Here is a 19,890-nt window from a genome sequence, read left to right as displayed (position 1 = left end):
CCATCAACACCCTCCCCGGCGACGGCGGCCACCTCATCGGCCGTGACACCGAACTCGCCGCGCTCACCGCCCCGTCCGCCCCCGGCGCCGTCTGGGTGACGACCGTCCACGGTCCCGCGGGGGTCGGCAAGAGCGCCCTGGTCGTGCGGGCCGCGCGGGAGCTGAGCGGCCACTACCCCGACGGCTGTCTGTTCGTGGATCTGCGCGGACACAGCACCCAGCGGCGCCAGGCCCCCGAGCAGGCGCTGCAGCGGCTGCTCAGATCGCTCGGCGCCGCGAAGGGTGAACTCCCCAGCGACCTGGAGGAGTTGACCGCAGCCTGGCGCGCCGCGACGAGTGCGCTGCGACTGCTCCTCGTCCTCGATGACGCGCTCGACGCCGATCAGGTGCGGCCCCTGCTCCCGGCCGGCGCCGGCAGCCGGGTCCTGGTGGCCGGGCGCCGTCGGCTCGCGGAGCTCGACGCCGAGCGGCGGGTCGAACTGGAACCCCTCGACCGCGCGCAGGCCGTCGCGCTGCTCACGCACCTCATCGGCGAGCAGCGGGCCGCCGAGGAGTCCGCGGCGGCCGAGCGGCTCGCCCGGCTCTGCGACGGGCTGCCGCTCGCCCTGCGGATCGCCGGTTCACGGCTGCAGAACCGCACCGCATGGAGCGTGGAGTACCTGGTCGGGCGGATGGCGGGGGACGAGCGGCTGCTCGGGGAGCTGAGCGTCGGGGACCGCAGCGTGGAGGCGGCGTTCCGGCTCTCGTACGACCAGCTCGGGCCGGAACAGCAGCGCGGATTCCGGGCGTTGGGGCTCGCTCCGACGGTGGAGTTCGATGTGCGCACGGCCGCGGTGATGCTCGGCTCGCCCCCGTACGACAGCGAAGACCTTCTGGAGAGCCTGGTCGACGCGAGCCTGGTGCAGCAGCCGCGCCCCGGCCGCTACCGGCTGCACGATCTCGTACGGGTGCATGCGCGCCGGGTCGCCCGGACGGCGCCGGACGAGGCCGCCGGGGTGCGGACGCGGGCGCTGCGGCTGCATCTGGCGGCCGCGCGGAGGGCGAGCGACTGGGGGGCGGCCGGGTTTCCCAGCGGGCCTTCGGATGCAGACGAGGCCCACTCGGACACCCCTTTCGAGGACCGCGAGGCCCACGGGGACGCCCCCTTCGACGGCCGCGAGGCCCGCGGGGACGCCCCTTTCGACGGCCGCGAGGCCCACGGGGACACCCCCTTCGACGGCTGCTTCGACGACTGGCGCGAGGCCGAGAGCTGGCTGGACTCGTTCGGCGGTGAACTCCCCGATGTCGTCGGGCACGCCGTCGCGTTCGGGGAGTACGGCCTGGCGTGCTGGATCGCGGAGGCGTACACCGACTACTTCGTACGGCAAGGGCGCTATCACGAGAGCCAGACCGCGCTCGAGCTGGCGCTCCCCCACGCCGGCCGGTCCGGCGACCCGCGGATGCCGCTCGCCCTGCGCGCCTGCCTCGGCTACACCGCCATCCACCAGCGCCACTACACCGAGGCCCGGGCGCTGTGCGCGGAGGCGCTCGAACTCGCCCGCCGGCTCGGCTTCCCCGGCGAGGAGGCCCGCGCGCTGACCGGCCTCGGTGCCACCGCCCTGAGCGTCGGCGAGGGCGCCCGGGCGCTCGTCCATGTCACCGAGGCGGCGGCGCTGTGCCGGGTCCGGCAGGACCACTGGCTCGGGTCGATGGCGCTGCTGATCCAGGGCCTCTCGCACCAGTTCGAAGGGCGCGGCGAGGCGGCGCTGACGAGCTTCGCCGAGGCCCGCCGCCGCGCCGAGGCCGACGGCCGTCCGCGCATGCTCGGCCGCATCCTCAGCTCCAGCGCCGACATCCACCTGCGCCACGGCCGGTACGCCGAGGCCGCCCGGCTCCTGACGGAGGCGGTGCACTTGGTGGAACAGGGCGGCGAGGTGTTCCTGGGCGCCCGGAGCCTGACGCGGCTCGGCACGGCGGTGCACGGACAGGGCGACCCCGACGCGGCGATCCTGCTGCACCAACAGGCCCTGCTCCAGCTCCAGTTGCTCTCCCCGCTGACCGAACCGAGTTACGCCTGGCTCGAGATGGATATCCGTACCCGACTCGGCGGTGCGTTCATGGCGACGGGACGCATCGCCGAGGCCCGGCGGCAGTACGACGGGGTGGTGCGGGCGCGGGGGTGAGGGGACAGACCCCTCCCTCCCGGGGGACGAGCCCTTCCAAGGCTATCGGCACCCACTGACAACGCAGGCGCCTCGCCCGGCACGGGCCCTCGTCGGGCCCCTACGATGCCCGCTCATCCGGCGACACCCCCAGCCTGCGCGAGCGCCCGTCCGCCGGCGGCGGGGTGAAGCGGGCCCTGCGGGCGCCCTCGCGGTGCAGGGCTCGGATGATGCGGGCCGACTGAAGGGGGTCCGCGGGCAGGACGTGGGCGGCGAACCAGCGCGCGGCCGCGGGCGACGGGGACGGGTCGGTGAACTCAGGGCCCGCGTAGTCGTCCAGGGGCGGGTCGTAGAGGTAGCCCACCACGAGGCCGTGGCCGACGAGGCGGTCGACCAGGACGTCGCGGTCGCGGACCAGGAGCGGGGCGCGGAACAGCGCGACGGGACCGTCATGGGCGAGGCGGTCGCGCAGCGCCGGGGAGGCCCAGGTGGTGCCGGTCAGCTCGGTGACGCCCGCGCGGCGCCGGGCCAGGTTCCCGTCCAGGGCCGCGAGCCGCACCCCCAACTGGCCGCGCACCAGCGGTCCGTGGCGCTGCCGCCAGCTGTGCAGATCGACGCGTAACCAGGAGTCGTACGCGGGCAGGTTCGGCGCCCGGGTCCCGGAGACGGCGAGGCGGGGGGCCTCGAGCGGCATCCGGTAGCCCTCGCGCTCCAGGAGACCGAGGCGTTGCGCCGCCCGCCAGACCGGTCGCACCAGGTGCAGGGTGCGCACGGCCGAGCGGGCCAGCGGGACCAGCGCCGTCGCCACGTCCGCGCGCAGCCGCGCGGGCAGCAGCAAGTCGTCGCGCAGGCGCTCCAGTTCCCGCCGGGTGCGCGCGTCGCCGACCGCGAGGAAGCCGCCAGCCTTGCCCGCCACGTGCTTGCCGAGGCTGAACGCGCCCGCCGTACCGAAGGTGCCGATGGCCTGGCCGTCGACATGGGTGCCGATGGCATGCGCGGCGTCCTCGAAGAGCGGGATCCCCAACTGGTCGCAGCGACCCTTCAGTTCACGGACCCGGTCCGGCATCCCGTACAGGTTGGTCGTGAGCACCGCGTCGACACCGCGCCACAAGGACTCGGGCACGGCGTCGGGGTCGATGTTCCCGTCCGCCGCCGAGACCGGCGCCTGCACGGGACGCAGTCCGGCCGCGAGCACCACGAACAGGATCACGTCGTCGTTCACCGGCGACATCAGCACCCGGCCGCCCGGCCGGCACCAGCGGCGCAGCGCCAGATAGAGCGCGAGCCTGGCCGAGGGCGTGAACAGGCACTCCCGTCCGATACGCCGCGTCATCGCGGCGGCGAGTCTCGCTCCGTACGGCATGGGCCACTTCCTTCCGTACCACGTGCTGCGTATACGGGGTCGTGCAGCCGCGCCCGGGGGCAGAGGGCTCAGCTCGCGCCGCGGCCCGTCCTGAGCGAGCCCGCCGCTTTCAGGAGGCGGTCCGCCGGCTCGCGCAGCCGGGGGTGGGCGTTGACGGTGTTGCGCAGGCCGCGGACCGGGCGGCGCCAGGTCTGCAGGGCGGCGGCGACGGGGTGCGGACGGGTCGCGAAGCCTTCGGCGACACGCAGTTCGCGGGTCTTCAGCCAGTCCTTGTACGTCTTGTCGCCGCGCCCGAAGTCCATGACCTGCACCCCTTGGCGGCCGGCCGACTCGGCCATCCGCAGATGCATCATCAAGCCCGGTGAGTAGTAGTGCAGTTCGGGGTCGTACGTCGTGAACCAGGCCGCGAACACGGTGCGCGACGTCGGCCCGAAGTGCACCGCGACCGGCCGGTCCCCCGCGTAGAGGACGGACATGACCCCCGTGAAGTGCTCCTCGCGCACCGCGAAGAGGTCCTCGACGAGCGCCACGATCCAGGGTTTGGCGAACCGGTCCATCCGGCCCGTCCTGCGGTACTGGGCCGACTTCCAGTCCATCAGCTGCCGCAGCATGGCCGGATCGCGCTCGTCGTACACGAAGCGCAGGTCGCCGTGGTCGCGCGCGAGCCGCCGCTCCTTCTTCAGGGTGGTCTTGGCGAGGCCGGGGTAGGTGGCGCGCAACCACTCGGCATATGTGCCGTCGCCGGCCTTGAGGTCGACGACGGGCGAGGCGAAGGTGCCGGTGACAAAGGGGGCGAACGGCTGCTGTCCGGCGACGAGATGGTCGAACTCGAAGACGGCGAGCCCGCAGGCGCGCAGCAGTTGGCGGGTGTTCCAGGTGACGCCGGGCCGGTGGACGAGGGCCTGGCTGTCGGAGAGCCCGAGCCCGATCGCCCGGCCGACCCCCAAAGCGCCGCGCTCGTACGGCAGGAAGCCGACGGGCTCGTTCTTCTGGCGCAGCACCGCGACCCGGGCGGAGGGTCGGTGGCGGCCGACGCCGGCGGCGAACTCCGGTGCCAGGAAGGGGTTCGCATAGAGCGGCGACTCGTCCATCGCCTTGTGCCAGGCCTTGCGGAGCTCGTCGTTCAGCTCCTGCGGTCTGTGGATCGATATGTCCACGCGGTCCGCCCTCCACGGGTGAGACCGGGGGCGGGCCCATGGACATGCTGAGCAGCGGCGGCCGCCCCCCAGTTCCCCCGGCCCCTGCCGGGCTCAAACGTCGCGAAAGCGCATGCAGCCTGTCAAGGCTCTTCAACGCAATGGATTGGTCATGAGTACGCAACGCGGGGCAAAAGCGACAGGTCAGCCGTGCGCGGGGGTCAGGGCAGGCGAGTCACCCGGCGAAGTACTTGAACGAGACGAGACGAACCGTCTTGCCAAACCCCAGACGGTCCCGTACCTTCATACGCATGGGTTCCCTGTGATCACCGCCGACGCCGCCGCGTAGAGCCTCGCTCCGCGGCCGGCGTGCTGTGCCGTCATCCCACCCGCCGCGAGCAGAGGCCATGCCCCTCGCGGTCCGACCCCGAAGGGGCCCGCGCATGCGTGCACCAACAGCCCAGCTCTCCGTCCACGACATCACCCAGCGCTACGAGACCGGTACGCAGCCCGTCCTCGACCACATCACCTTCACCGTCAAGCCCGGCGAGAAGGTCGGGATCATCGGCGACAACGGCTCCGGGAAGTCCACCCTCCTGAAGCTGCTCGCCGGCGAACTCGCCCCCACCACGGGCGAGCTGACCGTCACCGCTCCCGGCGGCGTCGGCTATCTGGCGCAGAGCCTGGACCTGCCGCCCGAGGCCACCGTGCAGGACGCCGTCGACATGGCACTCGCCGACATCCGCGCCATGGAACGGGAGTTGAGGGCCGCCGAGGAAGCCCTCGAAGGGCTCCAGGGCCCGGACCTCGACACCGCACTCCACGCGTACGCCGAGATCCTCGCCCGCTTCGAGGCGCGCGACGGATACCAGGCGGACGCCCGCGTCGACCTCGCCCTGCACGGCCTCGGCCTGCCGGGACTCGCGCGCGGGCGCCGCCTCGGCACCCTGTCCGGCGGCGAACGCTCCCGGCTCGCGCTCGCCGCGACCCTCGCCGCCGAACCGGAGTTGCTGCTGCTCGACGAACCCACCAACGACCTCGACGACCGCGCCCTCACCTGGCTCGAGGACCATCTGCGCCGCCGGCGCGGCACGGTCGTCGCGGTCACCCACGACCGGGTGTTCCTGGAGAATCTGACCAGCACGATCCTGGAGGTCGACGAGGCGAAGGTGACCCGCTACGGGGACGGCTACCGCGGCTACGTCACCGCGAAGGCAGCCGAACGCCGCCGCCGTATCCAGGAGTACGAGCACTGGCGCGACGAACTCGCCCGCAACCAAAAGCTCGCCGAGTCCAACGTCGCACGCCTGGACGCCATCCCGCGCAAGGTCCCGCTCGCGGTCTTCGGACACGGCGGGTTCCGGGCGCGGGGGCGTGGGCACGGCGCGATGGTACGGATCCGCAACGCCAAGGAACGGGTGGCGCGGCTGTCGGCGGCCCCGGCTCAACTGCCGCCGGACCGACTGCGGTTGACCGCGGACATCACACGGGCGGGCGACCCGGTGAGCGAGGCAGCGGCCGAGCTGACCGACGTCCGCGTACCGGACCGTCTCGACCTGCCGTATCTCCGTCTGGGACCGGCCGAACGGCTGCTGATCACGGGGCCGAACGGGGCGGGCAAGTCCACCCTGCTCGCCGTCCTGGCCGGTGAGCTCACGCCGTCGTCCGGCACCGTCCGCGTACCCGGCCGGGTCGGTCATCTGCGCCAGCAGGAGACCCCATGGCCGGCCGGGATGCCGCTGCTGCGGGCCTTCGCGTACGGCCGCAGCGGAACGGTCGACGAGCACCGTGAACTGTTCCTGTCCCTGGGCCTGTTCAGGCCGGCCGACCTGCGGCTGCGCGTCGGCGAACTCTCGTACGGCCAGCGCCGCCGTATCGAACTGGCCCGTCTGATCACCGAGGAGGTCGACCTGCTGCTGCTCGACGAGCCCACGAACCACCTCTCCCCCGCCCTCGTCGAGGAGCTGGAGGAGGCCCTGGACTCCTACGAGGGCGCGCTGATCGTGGTCACGCACGACCGGCGGATGCGGGAGCGGTTCGTGGGCCGCCGCCTGGAGCTCGCGGACGGCAGCCCGGCGCTCAGCCGGTGAGCGGCAGGGGGGCCCGGCGCTCAGCCGGTGAACCGCTGGACGTACCGCTTCTGCCAAGGGGTCTCCACGGCGCGGCGGTCGTAGTTCCGGCGTACGAAGGCCACGGCCTCGTGCGCCGGGACGCCGTCGAGCACGGCGATGCAGGCGAGCGCGGTACCGGTCCGCCCCCGGCCGCCGCCGCAGGCGAGCTCGACGCGTTCACCGTCCGCGCGCTCCCACGCCGTACGGAGCTTCGCGGCCGCGTCCGCGGCGGGCAGCCAGAAATCCGGCCACTTCAACCAGCCGTGTTCCCAGTTGACTTGGGGCGGCGGCTTGCCGAGCAGATAGAGGCCGTACGTGGGCTCGGCCCCCTCGGGCAGGGGGTTGCGCAGGCCCCGGCCACGGATCAGCCGCCCCGAGGGCAAGGTCAGCACCCCGGGCGTACCGGGCTCCCAAGATTCCATGACGCCACGCTAAAGGCTCCCTCTTGACCTTGTCCCTGGGGCAAAGCCCAGGGTCGGGGTCACCGGGAGAAGACACTCCCGGTCACGGAGGATGGTGCCATGACGGACCTGATGGATCCGGCGGGCCCGGCGGACCGCGACGGTGGCGGTGGCGGTGGCGGCGGCGGCGGCGAGGAGTGGCTGACGATCGGGGCGTTCGCGTCCCGTTCACGCCTGTCGGCGAAGGCACTGCGCCTTTACGACCGGCTCGGCCTGCTCGCCCCCGCCCGGGTCGACGACCTCAGCGGGTACCGCTACTACCGGCCCGGGCAGGTGGAGCGGGCACGGCTTGTGGCGCTGCTGCGGCAGCTCGACATGCCGCTCGCGACGGTCAAGGAGATCCTCGCGCTCGACGAGGTGCGCGCCGCGGATGCCGTCCAGGCGTACTGGACGGCCGCCGAGGAGCGCTTCGCCGCCCAGCGGACGCTGGTGCACTTCCTCTGTGGACGGCTTTCAGGGAGGAGTTCCGAGATGTACGAGAAGTTCGAGATCCGCACGGCCGAGGTACCGGAGCAGTTGGTGCTCGGCGAGAGCCGGCACCTGCTCGCAGCCGAACTGCCCACCTTCATCGGGGAGTCGTTCGCCCGGCTCGAGCAGGCCGCGCGGGAGTGCGGAGGGGTCGCGGGCGCACCGTTCGTGGTGTTCAACGCCGAGGTCAGCCAGGAGAGCGACGGTCCGGTGGAGAGCTGCGTCCCGGTCACGGACGCGGCGGCCGCGCGCGAATGGGCCGGGCGGCAGGGCCCGTCGGTGACGGCCCGCGTCGAGTCGGCCCGGCGCCTCGCGTACACCCGTATCACCAAGGCGCAGGTGGCGTACCCGCAGATCCTCGCGGCCTACGAGGCAGTCGAGCACTGGACCAAGGAGCAGGGCCTGACGCCCGCCGGCTCACCGCGCGAGGTCTACTTCGTGGACTGGGACGACCTGGGCCCGGACGACGAGGCGTGCGACGTCGCTTATCCCGTGCGCTAGCCCTCAGCCCCTGCGGCGTTTGAGCAGATCCGAACGAAGTTCGGATGCCGGGGTCCGGGGCGGAGCCCCGGTTTCGGGAAGGGGCGGGGCGGGGAGAGAAATCCCCGCCCCGCACCACTCAGAGAATCCGCGTCAGCTTCGCGCCGAAGCTGGGCTCCTTCAGGTCGGACTGGAGGGCGACCGGGACGGTCACCGCCTCGCCCTTGCCGTCGCCGACCGTGAGGACGCCGACCTGGGTCCCCGCCTTCGCCGTGTTCGGAATCTTCTTGCCCTTGTCCTCGACGAAGGCGAGCTTGACCGTGAGTCCGGGCCAGCCGACCGCCTTGACGTCCTTGGTCGCCACGACCGGGGTCGTCCCGCCGAAGCCGTCGTCCACCTGCCCGACGACATCGCCCTTCTTGACGACCGTCTTCGAGATCAGCGCGGCCTCGGCGGCCTCCATCAGCTTGCGGCTGTTGGCGTTCACCTCATCGATGTTCGCCCCCGTGTGCTTGGCGAACTGCGCGAGCGCCGCGCCGATCACGATCTGCTCCTTGCCGTCGACCGTCTTCCTCGAGGAGAAGAGCAGATTGCCGCCGGCCGCCGTGGTGGTGCCCGTCTTGATGCCGACGGCGACGGTCGGGACCAGGCTGTTGAAGTTGTACCAAGTCGTGCCGTCACGGCCGTTGCTCGTGTCTCCCCGGCCGTTGGCCGGCTTGTACGAGGGCTGCCCGACGATCTCCTTGAACACCGGGATCTCCATCGCGGCCCGGCCCAGCTTCACCAGGTCCGCGGCGGTCGACACGGTCGTCTTGTCGAGACCGGACGCGTCGGTGAACGTGGTGTTCTTCATGCCGAGGTCCTTGGCGGTGTCGTTCATCTTCTGCACGAACGCCTTCTCGTCGCCGTCGGAGTCCCAGCGCGCGAGCAACTTTGCGACGTTGTTCGCGGACGGCAACATCAAGGACTGGATGGCCTCGTACTCAGAGAGCTTCTCGCCCTCCTTGACGTCGACCACGGACTCGTTCTCGGCCTGCCCGGAGACCCAGTGCTCCTCGGCCTTCTTGTCGACGGGGATGCTGACACCGTCGCCGTCACCCTTGATCGGGTGCTCCTTCAGGATCACGTACGCCGTCATGACCTTGGCGATCGACGCGATCGGCACCGGCTTCTGCTCGCCGGACGTACCGAAGGAACCGATGCCCTCTACGTCGAGAGCGGCCTGGCCCTGGTCCGGCCACGGGATCTGCGGCTTGTCGCCCTCGAACGTGACCGTCTCCTGTGCGGTGAGGGTCAACTCGGGAGTGGGCAGCGGACGTACGGCCTGTGCGACCGCAAAGGCGACCGCGAGCAGAAGGACCAGCGGGGTCCAGATCTTGATCCGTCGCCCGACCGTGCGCATCGGGGTCTCCGGCGGCGGCGGACGGTTGGTCAGCTCGGCGAGCAGGTCGAGCGGCGCCTTGGGCGGCAGCGGCTGCTGCGCGGTCCGCTCGGGCCCGGCGTTCACCGCGGAGGGCGCGCTCGCGGAGGGTGCGCTCGCGGCGGCGGGCGCCGGGGCGGGCCCGGGCTCCGGCGTGCGGGTCGGGTCGGCCTTGGGGGCGGCGGGCTGTTCGGGCTTGCGGGCGGGCCCGTCGAGCGGCTTCAGCGCGATGAACTTGCTGGTGCGCTCGGCGGGGGATTCGGCCCGGACGCCCTTGCCGGACCCGGCGTCCGCCTCGGCCTTCGCGTCCGCCTCGGCCTCGGGCTTCGCGTCCGTCTTCGCGTCGGCGGGCTCGGGCTTCGCGTCCGCCGGCTTCGACACGGGCTTCGCGTCGGCCGGGGCGGGCTTGGCGTCGGCGGGTGCGTCGCTCTTGGCGTCCGGCTCGGCGTCCGGCCGTACGGTCCGGAACATCGCCGTCGGCTGGTCGACCGGCGGCGGCAGTGCCTTGAACACGGCGGTGGCCTGGTCGAGCGGCGGCTCGGCGTCCGCACGCGAGTCCTCGGCGTCGGCGTCGCGCTTGCCGTCGGCGTCGGCCGCGGGCTCGGGTTCGGCTGCGGGCTTGGGCTCGGCGTCGGCGTCGGCGGCGGTTTCCGGCTCGGCGTCGGCGGAAGCTTCCGGCTCGGACTCAGGCTCGGTCGCGGCTTCGGGCTCGGTCGCGGCTTCGGGCTCGGCTTCAGTGTCGGCGGCGGCTTCCGGCTCGGGCTCGGCCTCCGGCTCGGGCTCGGGCTCGTCGGCCTCGTCCTGCTCAGCCCCGGCTACGTCACCGTCCGCGACCTCGTCCTCGACCTCGGCGTCCTCGGAACCCTCCGCCGAATCGCCCTCTCCCCCGGACTCCCCGGACTCCCCGGACTCCTCAGGCTCCGTGGACTCCCCAGCCACCCAAGCCGCCACAGCAGCCCGCAGCCGCGCGTCCTCCGCGCCACCGCCGGCCTCGCCGCCGACCTCGTCGCCGGTCTCGTCGCCGGTCTCGCCACCCTCGGCGTCACCCGGCACGTCCTGGCCACCCTCGGCGTCCCTCGACGCCACCTGACCGCCCTCAGCGCCCCCCGACGCCTCCTGACCGCCCTCGGCCTCCTCGGCCGTACCAGCCTCAGACTCAGGCTCACGCCCAGGCCCAGGCGCACTCTCCGGCTCGCTCTCCGCCCGAGCCTCGCTCTCCCGCTCCGGCTCCGGCTCCGACCCGGCAGCCCCCAGCCCCAGCCCCAGCCCCGCCGTCGAGAACACCGCGGTCGCCTGGTCCACCCGCGGTTCGAGCGGTTCGCTCTCCCGGGACACGGCAAGGCGCGGATCCACCGCACGTTCTCCCGACGCGGCCGAACCGCTCGCGTCCGAAGAATTCCGTTGCTGCGCCCTGTCCGGGGTCTCGCCCGCCACCGATGTCTCCCTTAGCTCCGACCTGAACGACCCGTACAGCCTGATGGGTCCGTACGACTCACCGCTTCGCATGCCCGTCAGGGCACCCCGCCGTCCGGACCCCGGTGTCCGAACCATGTACCAGTGTCCTGTCTGCGGGGTTGGCCCCCTGGCTAGACGAGAACGACATACCTACTGGTTCCCGTACAAAGCCCCCACGCGCTCTCGACAGATGAATGTGAGAGGGGTCACCCTGTCATTCATCCACGCGGGGAGGCATGGATGGGCAGGAGCCGCAGAACTATTCCGGAGGAGCTTCTGCTGCTCGCTCTGGACCCGGCCACGGGTACCACAGCGCAGCCGCAGTCGCTCGACCTAGGTCTCGCCGGAGCACAGCTAGTAGAGCTGGCGCTGGCCGGACGGATAGCCCCAGACGGGGATCGTATCGCCGTGGTGTCCCCACGGCCGACCGGAGATCCGACACTGGATTGCGCACTGGAGTTGCTGCGAAGGCGTGGCGCTCCGGTCCGTGCGGTCCACTGGATCGGCGGGCCCCGACTGGGGCTGCGCCAGACGTATCTCTCGCATCTCGAACGATGCGGCATGGTGCATGCCGTGGCGGGACAGATGTGCGGGGTGCTGCCGACGACGCGCTACCAAGCGACCGAGACGGCGATCAGCCGGGAGATCAGGGCCCGACTGGATTCGGCGATCCGCACCGGCGTACCGCCGGACCCGCGGACCGCGGCGCTTGCCGCACTGGCCCACGCGGTCGGACTCGGCAAGCACCTGTATCCGGGGAACGAGGGGCGTTCATCGCGCTCCCGGCTCCGCGACCTGATCAGGCATGACCCGATGGGCGGCCTCGTGGCACACGCCGTGATGGACGTCCAGAACGGGGTGGCGGCGCAACCTCGCCGCTCTCCGGCACCGGGCCGGCCACAGCAGCAACAGCAGCAGCCGCAGTTCAGGTCCACCACCGACGGAGGACGCATGCCGTCACAGCCGCGCCGCGGTTCCATGGCGCGCGTCGTGGCGCACTAGTTCCCTCCGCACCACGCGTCACGGGCAATACCGTCAGCACCACCCGCACCACCGCCGCACCGAAGTCCCCAAGACCCGGTTCGGGAGCCGCAGTCGATCGCGCGGGGTGGTGGCCGAGATCCGTCGGCCACCACCCCGCGCGGTCGTGTTTGGCCTGGTTGCGGCGGGGTCCGGGGCCTTTGAGATGGTCCATTTCCCAGCGCGGGACACCCTGTTGGTGGCAATCTGCTGAACAAGCAGATACGGAGCGGATATACGCACGATCGGAGCGGGTATCCGTTCGAACAGACCGCTTGCCGGAGAGGTGGCACATTCCGTGGCGTCCAACGTCAATCCCACAGTCAGGCGACGCCGCTTGGGCCAGGAGCTGCGCCGGCTGCGCGAGCTCAAGGGCATGACGGCCGAGGAGGTCGCCGAGCGCCTGCTCGTCTCGCAGTCGAAGATCTCGCGGCTCGAGAACGGCCGCCGTTCCATCTCCCAGCGCGACGTCCGTGACCTGTGCGGGGTCTACGAGGTGGAGGACCACCGGATCGTCGACTCCCTGATGCAGATGGCCAAGGACAGCCGCCAGCAAGGCTGGTGGCATGCGTTCGGCGACATCCCGTACTCCGTGTACATCGGGCTCGAGACGGACGCGGCCTCCCTCAGGGTGTACGACCCCCAGGTGGTGCCCGGTCTGCTGCAGACCCGCGGTTACGCGGAGGCGCTGATCACCGGGGCGCTGCCGGAGACCCAGCAGAGCGACATCGACAAGCGCGTCCAGGTGCGCGTGCGCCGCCAGGAGCGGATCCAGGCCGCGGACAATCCGCTGCGGCTGTGGACCGTGCTCGACGAGGCGGCCCTGAAGCGGATCGTCGGCAACAAGCAGCTCATGATCGAGCAGCTGGAACATCTCGTGGAAATGTCCCATCTGCCGCATGTCACCGTGCAGGTGATCCCTTTCGAGATGGGTGCGCACCCGGGCGTGAACGGGCAGTACGCGATTCTGGAATTCCCGGACACGGCCGATTCCAGCGTGGTCTACATCGAGGGCGTCACCAGTGATCTTTACCTGGAGAAGGCGAATGACGTCCACAAATACAGCGTGATGTACGAACATCTCCGGGCACAGGCGCTGAATGTGGAACAGACCCGGCAATTCATCACAGAGATCGCCAAGGAGTACGCCCGCTAGGCACGCCGGACACCGTACGCCCCTTGGCGCACAAGGGTCCCGGAGCGCATGAAATCGGCCACCGCGGGAAGGCGACGGCAAGGTACACCCTCGCCACGTCGGCCGTGAAGAGTCGAATGGAATATGCCATCCGGTTGAGTGAATGGCCGCGTCATATACCGATGTTGGCGAGTAGCGTCGATCACGTCGAGGACTTGGTCCCGGCACCGACCGTCACCGGCCCCAGGGGCTTGGGACGGTGACACTGCACTCACCAACAGCAAAGCGGAGCGAAAATGGCAATCCAGCAAGGCGCCACGAATGCGTGGACCAAGTCTTCGTATTCCACCGGAAACGGCGCGTGCGTCGAGGTCAGGTCCCCCGCCCTGCGCGAAGTCGCGGTGCGCGACTCCAAGGTCACCGAAGGACCCGCCATCGCGTTCGGGCCCGACACCTGGACGGCGTTCGTCGGCCAGGTCAGCCGAGGGGCCTTCGACCTCGGTTGAGCACAGGTGTGAGGAACGACAACTGCACACGCACCACCGAAGAGCCCTCTCGACTGGCCCGCCGTCCTAGCCGAGGGGGCTCGGCTTTTCCCTCTCACACAGTTGACCCATGCGGACCGCCTCAGTCCCGCAGCTGATCCACGTACGTGTCCGTCCCCGGCACCGTCGGGATGAACGGGGCCACCAACTCCACCCGTCCGAGCCCTGATTCGGCGACCTCCTCGTCGCGCCGGGCGAAGTGACCCTCCCAGCGCTCACGGGGATCCGTACCGAGGAACCACAGCAGGGTCAGCCTCGTGTCGACCCCCTCGACCTGCTTCACGTACGTCATCTTGTCGCCGGGCAGCGGCGTCGGCCGGAAGATGACCACCATCGCGGCGGGCGAGTCCATCAGCTTCTTCGGCAGATGCTTCGAGCGCAGCCACTCGAGCAACTCGGCCCGCTGCTCGGGCCCTTCGGCGTCGATCACCTCGACGACGAGCCCCTGGTACGGGTGGTCGAGCGCGTGGTAGTCGCGCGGACCCGCGGCGCCGTCGCGGTAGACGGTCGCCTCGTGGTCCTGGAACGCCGTGAAGACATGCGTACGGTCCTGGTAGACCCGGCCGTCGCGGTTGAGGCGCTTGTTGATGCCGACGGTCCACTTCATGTGGTCGTCGTAGCGGCCTTCGGTGACCCAGTACGTGGAGATGTAGCAGCCGGCCGTGACGGGCTGGGCGACCGCGGACTTCTCCGGGTAGCGCAGGAGTTGCAGCTCGCGGGTCGCCACCCAGCGCTTGCCCGCGTACATCCAGGGCATCGCCATCGCGCCGGCGTAGTAGTGGTCGTCCTCGTACCAGCGGTTGTACGCGTACTCGTGGCCCGGGTGCGGCTCCACCATCGTGATCAGCGCATGCCCGGGACGCACTCCGTACGGGCCGACCGAGGCCAGCTCCGCATAGGTCTCGCTGCGGGTCTCTTCACCCATGACGTTCCCCTTCCTTCCTCCGCTGGACGGCCCTACTCTGACGCCCCGTCAGGAAATCCACCAGAGTCGTGTCGGAGGTACCCGTGCTGCTCCAGGGCAAGACCGTGATCGTCTCCGGGGTCGGCGCCGGGCTCGGCCAGCAGGTGGCCGCCGCCGTGGTGCGCGACGGGGGCAATGCCGTGCTCGGGGCGCGTACGGAGGCGAACCTCGCGAAGTCGGCGGCCGAGATCGACCCCGACGGCGAGCACACCGCGTACAAGGCGACGGACATCACCGACGAGCGGCAGTGCGAGGCGCTCGCCGCGCTCGCGGTGGAGAAGTTCGGACGGCTCGACGCCGTGATCCATGTGGCCGCCTGGGACAGCTACTTCGGCGGCCTCCAGGACGCGGACTTCGAGACCTGGATGGGCGTCATCGACACGAATCTGCTCGGCACACTGCGGATGACGCGCGCCTGCCTGCCGGCGCTCAAGGAGCGCGGCGGCTCCGTGGTCATCGTCGGGACGCAGTCGTCGATCGCCTCACCGACGCAGGTCAAGCAGGCGGCGTACGCGGCCTCCAAGGGCGCACTGACCTCGACGATGTACTCGCTCGCCCGGGAGATCGGGCCGGACCGGATCCGGGTCAACACCGTGCTCCCCGGCTGGATGTGGGGACCGCCCGTCGAGGCCTGGGTGCAGTTCACCGCCCACACCGAGGGCGCGCCCGAGGACGAGGTCAAGAAGCGGCTCACGTCGCGGATGGCGCTGCCCGATCTGGCGACGGACGGGGATGTCGCGGACGCATGCGTGTTCTTCGCCTCGGACCGGGCTCGCGCGATCACCGGACAGCAACTCCTGGTGAACGCAGGGGAGATCATGCGCTAGCAGCCTTCATCTTCGCAGGTCGTAGGCGGTACGGGAGTCGACTCCCGTACCGCCTACGTGCGTTCTGAGACCTCTTCCAGAAGGTCATGTACGTGAACGACAATCCTCAACTGGAACGATTTTACTGTCCCTTGACCTTCCATCCAGTTGTCGGGGCACCTCGCGCGAACCCACCATGAGCGGGCTGCGGCTACCGACTGACCCGACGGACCCCTGGAGGGGGACACATGAACAGTCTCGACTGGGTCGTACTCGGTGCCTACTTCTTCGTGATGGTGGGCATCGGACTCTGGTCGAAGAAGCGCGTCGAGAACATCGCCGACTTCTTCACCGCCCGCGGCCGCATCCCGTGGTGGCTCTCCGGGATCTCGCACCACATGTCCGGCTACAGCGCGATCATGTTCGTGACCTTCGCGGCCGTCGCGTACAACGACGGTGTCACGGTCTACTTCTGGTGGCCGCTGACCATCGGACTCGGCGTCGGCATCGGCTCGTTCCTGTTCGCTCCCCGCTGGAACCGGCTGCGCGCCAAGCACGGCGTGAACTCCCCGCTCGCCTATCTCGCGGTCCGCTACAACCTGCCGACGCAGCAGGTGCTCGCGTACTCCGGAGCGCTGCTCAAGGTCGTCGACATCGCCGCCAAGTGGGTCGCGATCGCCGTACTGCTTCAGGGTTTCGCGGACATCCCGCTCGGCTGGGGCATCGCGATCACCGGTGTCTGCACGATGTTCTACATGGCCTTCGGCGGTCTGTGGGCCGATGTCCTCACCGACTTCGGGCAGTTCATCATCCAGGCGGTCGCCGGCTTCGCGATGCTCTTCGCGGTCCTCGCCCACCTCGGCGGCTTCAGCTCGCTGTTCACCTTCTGGGGCGATCTGCCCGAGGGCCACTCCGACCCGGTCAACGGCTCCGTCACCACCGGTCTGGTCATCGCGTTCCTGGTCGTCAAGACCTTCGAGTACAACGGCGGCATGTGGAACCTGGCCCAGCGCTACATGGCCGCGCCCAGCGGTTCACGGGCCAAGAAGTCGGCGCTCCTGTCCAGTGCGCTGTGGATCGTCTGGCCGTTCATCCTCTTCGTGCCGATGATCGCCGCGCCGCTGATCGTGCCCGGTCTCGAAGGCGGTGAGGGCGCGTACATCGCGCTCGCCAAGGAGCTGCTTCCGACCGGCATCATCGGCCTCGTCCTCGCCGGGTTCTTCTCCCACACGATGGCGATGGTCGCGTCCGACTCCAACGTCATCACCGCGGTCATCACCCGTGACCTCGCGCCGGTGATCGTGAAGAAGGTCCGCTACTTCACGCAGGCCCAGCAGCTGCTCTTCGCCCGGATCACCACGGTCGCCTTCGTCGCCGTCTCGATGTCGATCGCGCTGACCGCGGATCCGAAGGGCTTCATCCTGACGGTCGTGGTCTCGATCGTCGCGGCCACGATGGGTCCGATCTCGATCCCGCTGATGCTGGGTCTGCTCCCCTGGTTCAAGCGCACCGGACCGACGGCGGCGCTGGTGTCGTGGGCGGGCGGTCTGGCCGTATGGGCCTGGCTGTACTGGGGAGTCGAGGACGCGAGCCAGACGGTCACCGTCTCCAGCCCGCTGGTCACCTCGCTCGTCCTGTACGTGGTGATCGGCCTGATCAAGCCGGAGGGCACCCCGGACCGCGAGGCGATCGTGGACTCCCTGGACGACGACCCGAGCGATGCGGAACGGGAGGAGCTGGAGCGGAAGTTCCTCGCCGACCCGGTCCTGATCCCGGGCCAGTCCACGGTGTCGCCGGCCTCCGCGGGCTCTGCGGCTTCCTCTTCCTCTCCCTCCTCCTCGTCCTCTTCCTCTTCCTCCTCCGACCGGTCGGGGACGCCGAGCTAGTCTGCCGTCCGCCGTCCGCCTGCATCGCGCGCCGCTCGTGGGGATCTCCCGCGGGCGGCGCGTTGCGTTGCCTCGCGACTCCTGGCAGTCGTGCACGGAGCTCGTCGACCGTCTGTGACCGCTTCTGTCGCTCAGCCGCCGCGCGGGTAGCGCGCCAGCCAGCCCGGTGAGGAGATGCCCGGTCCGTGCAGTGCCGCGGACTGGGTCATCTCCATCGCGAAGTCGTCGGAGAGCTCCAACAGGGCGGCGCGGCCTTCGAGTTCGGTCAGCCAGGCCGGGGGCAGCGCCGTCTCGCCGTGCATCGCTCCGAGCAGAGCGCCGGTCAGGGCGGCCACCGCGGACGAGTCGCCGCCGTGGTTGACGGCCAGGCGCAGGCCGTGGCGGATGTCCTCGCAGACCAGGGAGCAGTAGACGGCCGCGCCGAGCGAGGCCTCCGCCGTACGGCCGGCCGCGAGGGCGTCCACCCGGCCGGGGCTGGGCATCCCCTGCCGTACCGCACCGAGCGCCTGTTGGAGCGCGTCCGTGACCGGCTGGTGCCCGGGCCGGGCGGCGAGCAGCGCGAGGGTGCGCTGGACGGCGGCGTCCAGGGAGTCCCCTCGGGCGAGCGCGTGGACCAGGACGGCGAAGGCCCCGGCGCTCAGATACGCGGTGGGGTGGCCGTGCGTCTGGGCCGCGCATTCGACGGCCAGCTGGAGGACCAGTTGCGGCTCCCACCCGACGAGCAGCCCGAACGGCGCGGAACGGGTCGCGGCCGAAGGACCGCGCTCCGTGGGGTTCTTGGGCTCCTGGAGCGTGCCGAGCCGGTCGTCACCGAATCCCGCGAGCAGCGCACGGTCCGGATCCCGGCGCGCGTACAGCCACTCCTCGCGCGCGAGCCAGCCGTCGTCCTTGCGCCGCTCGTCCGGGCCCCATTCGTGCTGGGTGACCGCCCAGCGCCGGTACGCACGGTGCAGATCGGTCGGCGGATGCCAGGCGCCGGTGTCGCGCCGTACATGCGCCCGTATCAACCCGTCCACGGTGAACAGCGTCAGCTGCGTCGCGGCGGTCACGGCACCCCTTCTGCCGTACGCGGAGGCCAGATCCGCCAGACCGTCCACTCCATGCGCCGTACGCACCTGGTCGAGGGCGAGCGCGGAGACGGGAGCTCCGAGGGCGTCGCCGAGCGCGGCCCCGAGCAGCGTGCCGCGCACCCGGCTGCGGAAGTCCTGCTGCTCCACGCGCCCCCACACGGCAGTCACGGCACTCACCGCTGCTCTCCCCTCCCCCGCCTCCCTCACCGTCCGCAGCACTGTAATCGAACGGCCGGTTTCGGATCAGGCCCCGGACCGATGGGGATTCTCACCCTTCAACCCCCTTCCGACCGGCGTTCACCAGCCGTTTCCGCGGGGCCCGCAGCATCCGCGACATGAAGATCTCCTCCGTGCTCCCCGCCGCCGTCGCCCTGACCCTCACCGGCCTGACGGCGGCCCCCGCCGCCACCGCCCACGACCACAGCCCCCGCCGCGCCACGATCCCCTTCACGCAGGCCACCGTCACGGCCGCCGAGGACGGCTCGTACGTCATCGAGTGGAAGGCGCCGGGTGTACGACAGGTCGCCGTCGAGGCGAACGGGCGCACCGTCGCCCGCGGCGGCTCCTCGGGCAAGGTCACGGTGCGCGGCCTGCACGCGACCGACCGCCAGTGGTTCACGCTCGACGCCGACCGGGGCCGCTCCCTGCGCCTGGCCGACCGCCTGATCGCGCTGGAGGGCACGGTCAACTTCCGTGACGCGGGCGGCTATCGCACCGCTGACGGCCACTGGGTGAAGATGGGCGAGATCTACCGCTCGGACTCGCTCGACAAACTCACCGAGGACGACCTGGCGAAGCTCCGCCGCCTCGGCATCCGCACGGTCTTCGACCTGCGGATGGAGCAGGAGCGCACCGACGCCCCGGACAAGGTGCCGGCGGGCGCGACGTACACCGTGGCCGATGTGTTCGCCGGTTCCGGCTCCTTCACCTCGATGCCGAAGTCCCCGGACGAGGCCGAGCGGATGATGGTCGACGCGGAGAAGACGATGGTCTCGGGCTCCGGCGCCAAGGCCGCGTACACGAAGGTCTTCGACGGCTTCACAGACCGCTCCGGCGGCGCCGTCCTCTTCCACTGCACCGCCGGCAAGGACCGCACGGGCTGGTCGAACGCGGCCCTGCTGACCGCCCTCGGCGTCCCGCGCGACACGGTCATGGCCGACTACCTCGCCAGCAACACCTACCGCGCCGAGGCCAACGACCAGATCCTCACCCACCTCCCACCCACCCAGGCCGCCATCTACAAGCCCCTCCTCGACGTCCGCCCGGAGTACCTCAACTCGGGCTTCGACGAGATCACGAGGACGTACGGCTCGTTCGGCACGTACTTGAAGGACGCGACGGACGTGAGCAAGCAGGAACTGCGGGAGCTCAAGCGGGAGTTGCTGGTGGGCTGACCCCGCATCCCTACGCCTGTCTCTTATACACCTCT

15 protein-coding genes are annotated in these 19,890 nt (G+C 70.8%); 9 read left to right on the top strand and 6 right to left on the bottom strand.

The genetic code is table 11. From position 1 onward, the window contains the following. Positions 1 to 2,162 (top strand): NB-ARC domain-containing protein (locus tag G6045_RS27870; protein WP_165334877.1); only part of this gene is annotated, 2,162 nt, incomplete at its 5' end. Positions 2,163 to 2,262: 100 nt separating this feature from the next. Here the strand turns inward: G6045_RS27870 and G6045_RS27865 are convergent. Both G6045_RS27865 and G6045_RS27860 read right to left on the bottom strand, forming a co-directional pair. Further along, a complete protein-coding gene (locus G6045_RS27865; RefSeq protein WP_165334876.1) occupies positions 2,263 to 3,504 on the bottom strand; it encodes a DegT/DnrJ/EryC1/StrS family aminotransferase in 1,242 nt (413 codons plus the stop codon). Between the two features lie 68 nt (positions 3,505 to 3,572). Beyond that, positions 3,573 to 4,661: a GNAT family N-acetyltransferase gene (locus tag G6045_RS27860; RefSeq protein ID WP_328707926.1), complete on the bottom strand. Its 1,089-nt coding sequence runs from the start codon at positions 4,659 to 4,661 to the stop codon at positions 3,573 to 3,575. Between the two features lie 422 nt (positions 4,662 to 5,083). Here G6045_RS27860 and G6045_RS27855 point away from each other — a divergent pair, with 422 nt between their 5' ends. After that, the gene (locus G6045_RS27855; protein ID WP_165334875.1) at positions 5,084 to 6,730 is read left to right on the top strand and encodes a TlrC/CarA/OleB/SrmB family ABC-F type ribosomal protection protein; all 1,647 of its coding nucleotides are present in this window, start codon (positions 5,084 to 5,086) and stop codon (positions 6,728 to 6,730) included. Positions 6,731 to 6,750: 20 nt separating this feature from the next. On the opposite strand, the gene G6045_RS27850 is transcribed toward G6045_RS27855, so the two are convergent. Then, the gene (locus tag G6045_RS27850; RefSeq protein ID WP_165334874.1) at positions 6,751 to 7,173 is read right to left on the bottom strand and encodes a protein-tyrosine phosphatase family protein; all 423 of its coding nucleotides are present in this window, start codon (positions 7,171 to 7,173) and stop codon (positions 6,751 to 6,753) included. 111 nt (positions 7,174 to 7,284) lie between these two features. Between G6045_RS27850 and G6045_RS27845 the strand changes: the two genes are divergently transcribed. Next, complete coding sequence (locus tag G6045_RS27845; RefSeq protein ID WP_165334880.1) at positions 7,285 to 8,181, top strand: MerR family transcriptional regulator; 897 nt, start codon at positions 7,285 to 7,287, stop codon at positions 8,179 to 8,181. Between the two features lie 118 nt (positions 8,182 to 8,299). Here the strand turns inward: G6045_RS27845 and G6045_RS27840 are convergent, their stop codons facing one another. After that, complete coding sequence (locus G6045_RS27840; RefSeq protein WP_328707925.1) at positions 8,300 to 10,666, bottom strand: D-alanyl-D-alanine carboxypeptidase; 2,367 nt, start codon at positions 10,664 to 10,666, stop codon at positions 8,300 to 8,302. 609 nt (positions 10,667 to 11,275) lie between these two features. Here G6045_RS27840 and G6045_RS27835 point away from each other — a divergent pair. The 3 genes from G6045_RS27835 (at position 11,276) to G6045_RS27825 (ending at position 13,696) form a co-directional block, all read left to right on the top strand. Continuing rightward, on the top strand, positions 11,276 to 12,037 hold the full coding sequence (locus tag G6045_RS27835; RefSeq protein ID WP_165334872.1) for a GOLPH3/VPS74 family protein: 762 nt from the start codon (positions 11,276 to 11,278) through the stop codon (positions 12,035 to 12,037). A gap of 316 nt (positions 12,038 to 12,353) precedes the next feature. Continuing rightward, a complete protein-coding gene (locus G6045_RS27830; protein WP_165334871.1) occupies positions 12,354 to 13,211 on the top strand; it encodes a helix-turn-helix domain-containing protein in 858 nt (285 codons plus the stop codon). A 275-nt stretch (positions 13,212 to 13,486) separates the two neighbouring features. Beyond that, positions 13,487 to 13,696, top strand: coding sequence for a DUF397 domain-containing protein (locus tag G6045_RS27825; RefSeq protein WP_165334870.1), 210 nt, complete (start codon positions 13,487 to 13,489; stop codon positions 13,694 to 13,696). A 121-nt stretch (positions 13,697 to 13,817) separates the two neighbouring features. Here G6045_RS27825 and G6045_RS27820 read toward each other — a convergent pair whose 3' ends face one another. Continuing rightward, entirely contained in the window at positions 13,818 to 14,660 is an 843-nt protein-coding gene (locus G6045_RS27820) for a hypothetical protein (protein ID WP_165334869.1), read from the bottom strand. An 83-nt stretch (positions 14,661 to 14,743) separates the two neighbouring features. Between G6045_RS27820 and G6045_RS27815 the strand changes: the two genes are divergently transcribed. After that, a complete protein-coding gene (locus G6045_RS27815; RefSeq protein ID WP_165334879.1) occupies positions 14,744 to 15,526 on the top strand; it encodes an SDR family oxidoreductase in 783 nt (260 codons plus the stop codon). A 227-nt stretch (positions 15,527 to 15,753) separates the two neighbouring features. Further along, on the top strand, positions 15,754 to 17,391 hold the full coding sequence (locus G6045_RS27810) for a sodium:solute symporter family protein (protein ID WP_165334868.1): 1,638 nt from the start codon (positions 15,754 to 15,756) through the stop codon (positions 17,389 to 17,391). Between the two features lie 131 nt (positions 17,392 to 17,522). Here G6045_RS27810 and G6045_RS27805 read toward each other — a convergent pair whose 3' ends face one another. Further along, positions 17,523 to 18,638, bottom strand: coding sequence for an ADP-ribosylglycohydrolase family protein (locus G6045_RS27805; protein ID WP_328707924.1), 1,116 nt, complete (start codon positions 18,636 to 18,638; stop codon positions 17,523 to 17,525). 158 nt (positions 18,639 to 18,796) lie between these two features. Between G6045_RS27805 and G6045_RS27800 the strand changes: the two genes are divergently transcribed. Then, positions 18,797 to 19,855, top strand: coding sequence for a tyrosine-protein phosphatase (locus G6045_RS27800; protein ID WP_165334867.1), 1,059 nt, complete (start codon positions 18,797 to 18,799; stop codon positions 19,853 to 19,855). Positions 19,856 to 19,890 lie beyond the last annotated feature (35 nt).

Origin of the sequence: Streptomyces mesophilus (assembly GCF_011044995.1) — a bacterium.
In the GTDB taxonomy this organism is placed as follows: Bacteria; Actinomycetota; Actinomycetes; order Streptomycetales; family Streptomycetaceae; genus Streptomyces; species Streptomyces mesophilus.
Note: the sequence above shows the minus strand (reverse complement) of the source record. Positions and strands in the feature narration are given on the sequence as shown.

Bases quoted from the DNA above. Each gene is read 5' to 3' on its own strand.
- G6045_RS27825 (WP_165334870.1), top strand. From the start codon at position 13,487: ATGGCAATCCAGCAAGGCGCCACGAATGCGTGGACCAAGTCTTCGTAT.
- G6045_RS27850 (WP_165334874.1), bottom strand. From the start codon at position 7,173: ATGGAATCTTGGGAGCCCGGTACGCCCGGGGTGCTGACCTTGCCCTCG.
- G6045_RS27820 (WP_165334869.1), bottom strand. From the start codon at position 14,660: ATGGGTGAAGAGACCCGCAGCGAGACCTATGCGGAGCTGGCCTCGGTC.
- G6045_RS27800 (WP_165334867.1), top strand. From the start codon at position 18,797: ATGAAGATCTCCTCCGTGCTCCCCGCCGCCGTCGCCCTGACCCTCACC.
- G6045_RS27845 (WP_165334880.1), top strand. From the start codon at position 7,285: ATGGATCCGGCGGGCCCGGCGGACCGCGACGGTGGCGGTGGCGGTGGC.
- G6045_RS27865 (WP_165334876.1), bottom strand. From the start codon at position 3,504: ATGCCGTACGGAGCGAGACTCGCCGCCGCGATGACGCGGCGTATCGGA.
- G6045_RS27835 (WP_165334872.1), top strand. From the start codon at position 11,276: ATGGGCAGGAGCCGCAGAACTATTCCGGAGGAGCTTCTGCTGCTCGCT.
- G6045_RS27810 (WP_165334868.1), top strand. From the start codon at position 15,754: ATGAACAGTCTCGACTGGGTCGTACTCGGTGCCTACTTCTTCGTGATG.
- G6045_RS27855 (WP_165334875.1), top strand. From the start codon at position 5,084: ATGCGTGCACCAACAGCCCAGCTCTCCGTCCACGACATCACCCAGCGC.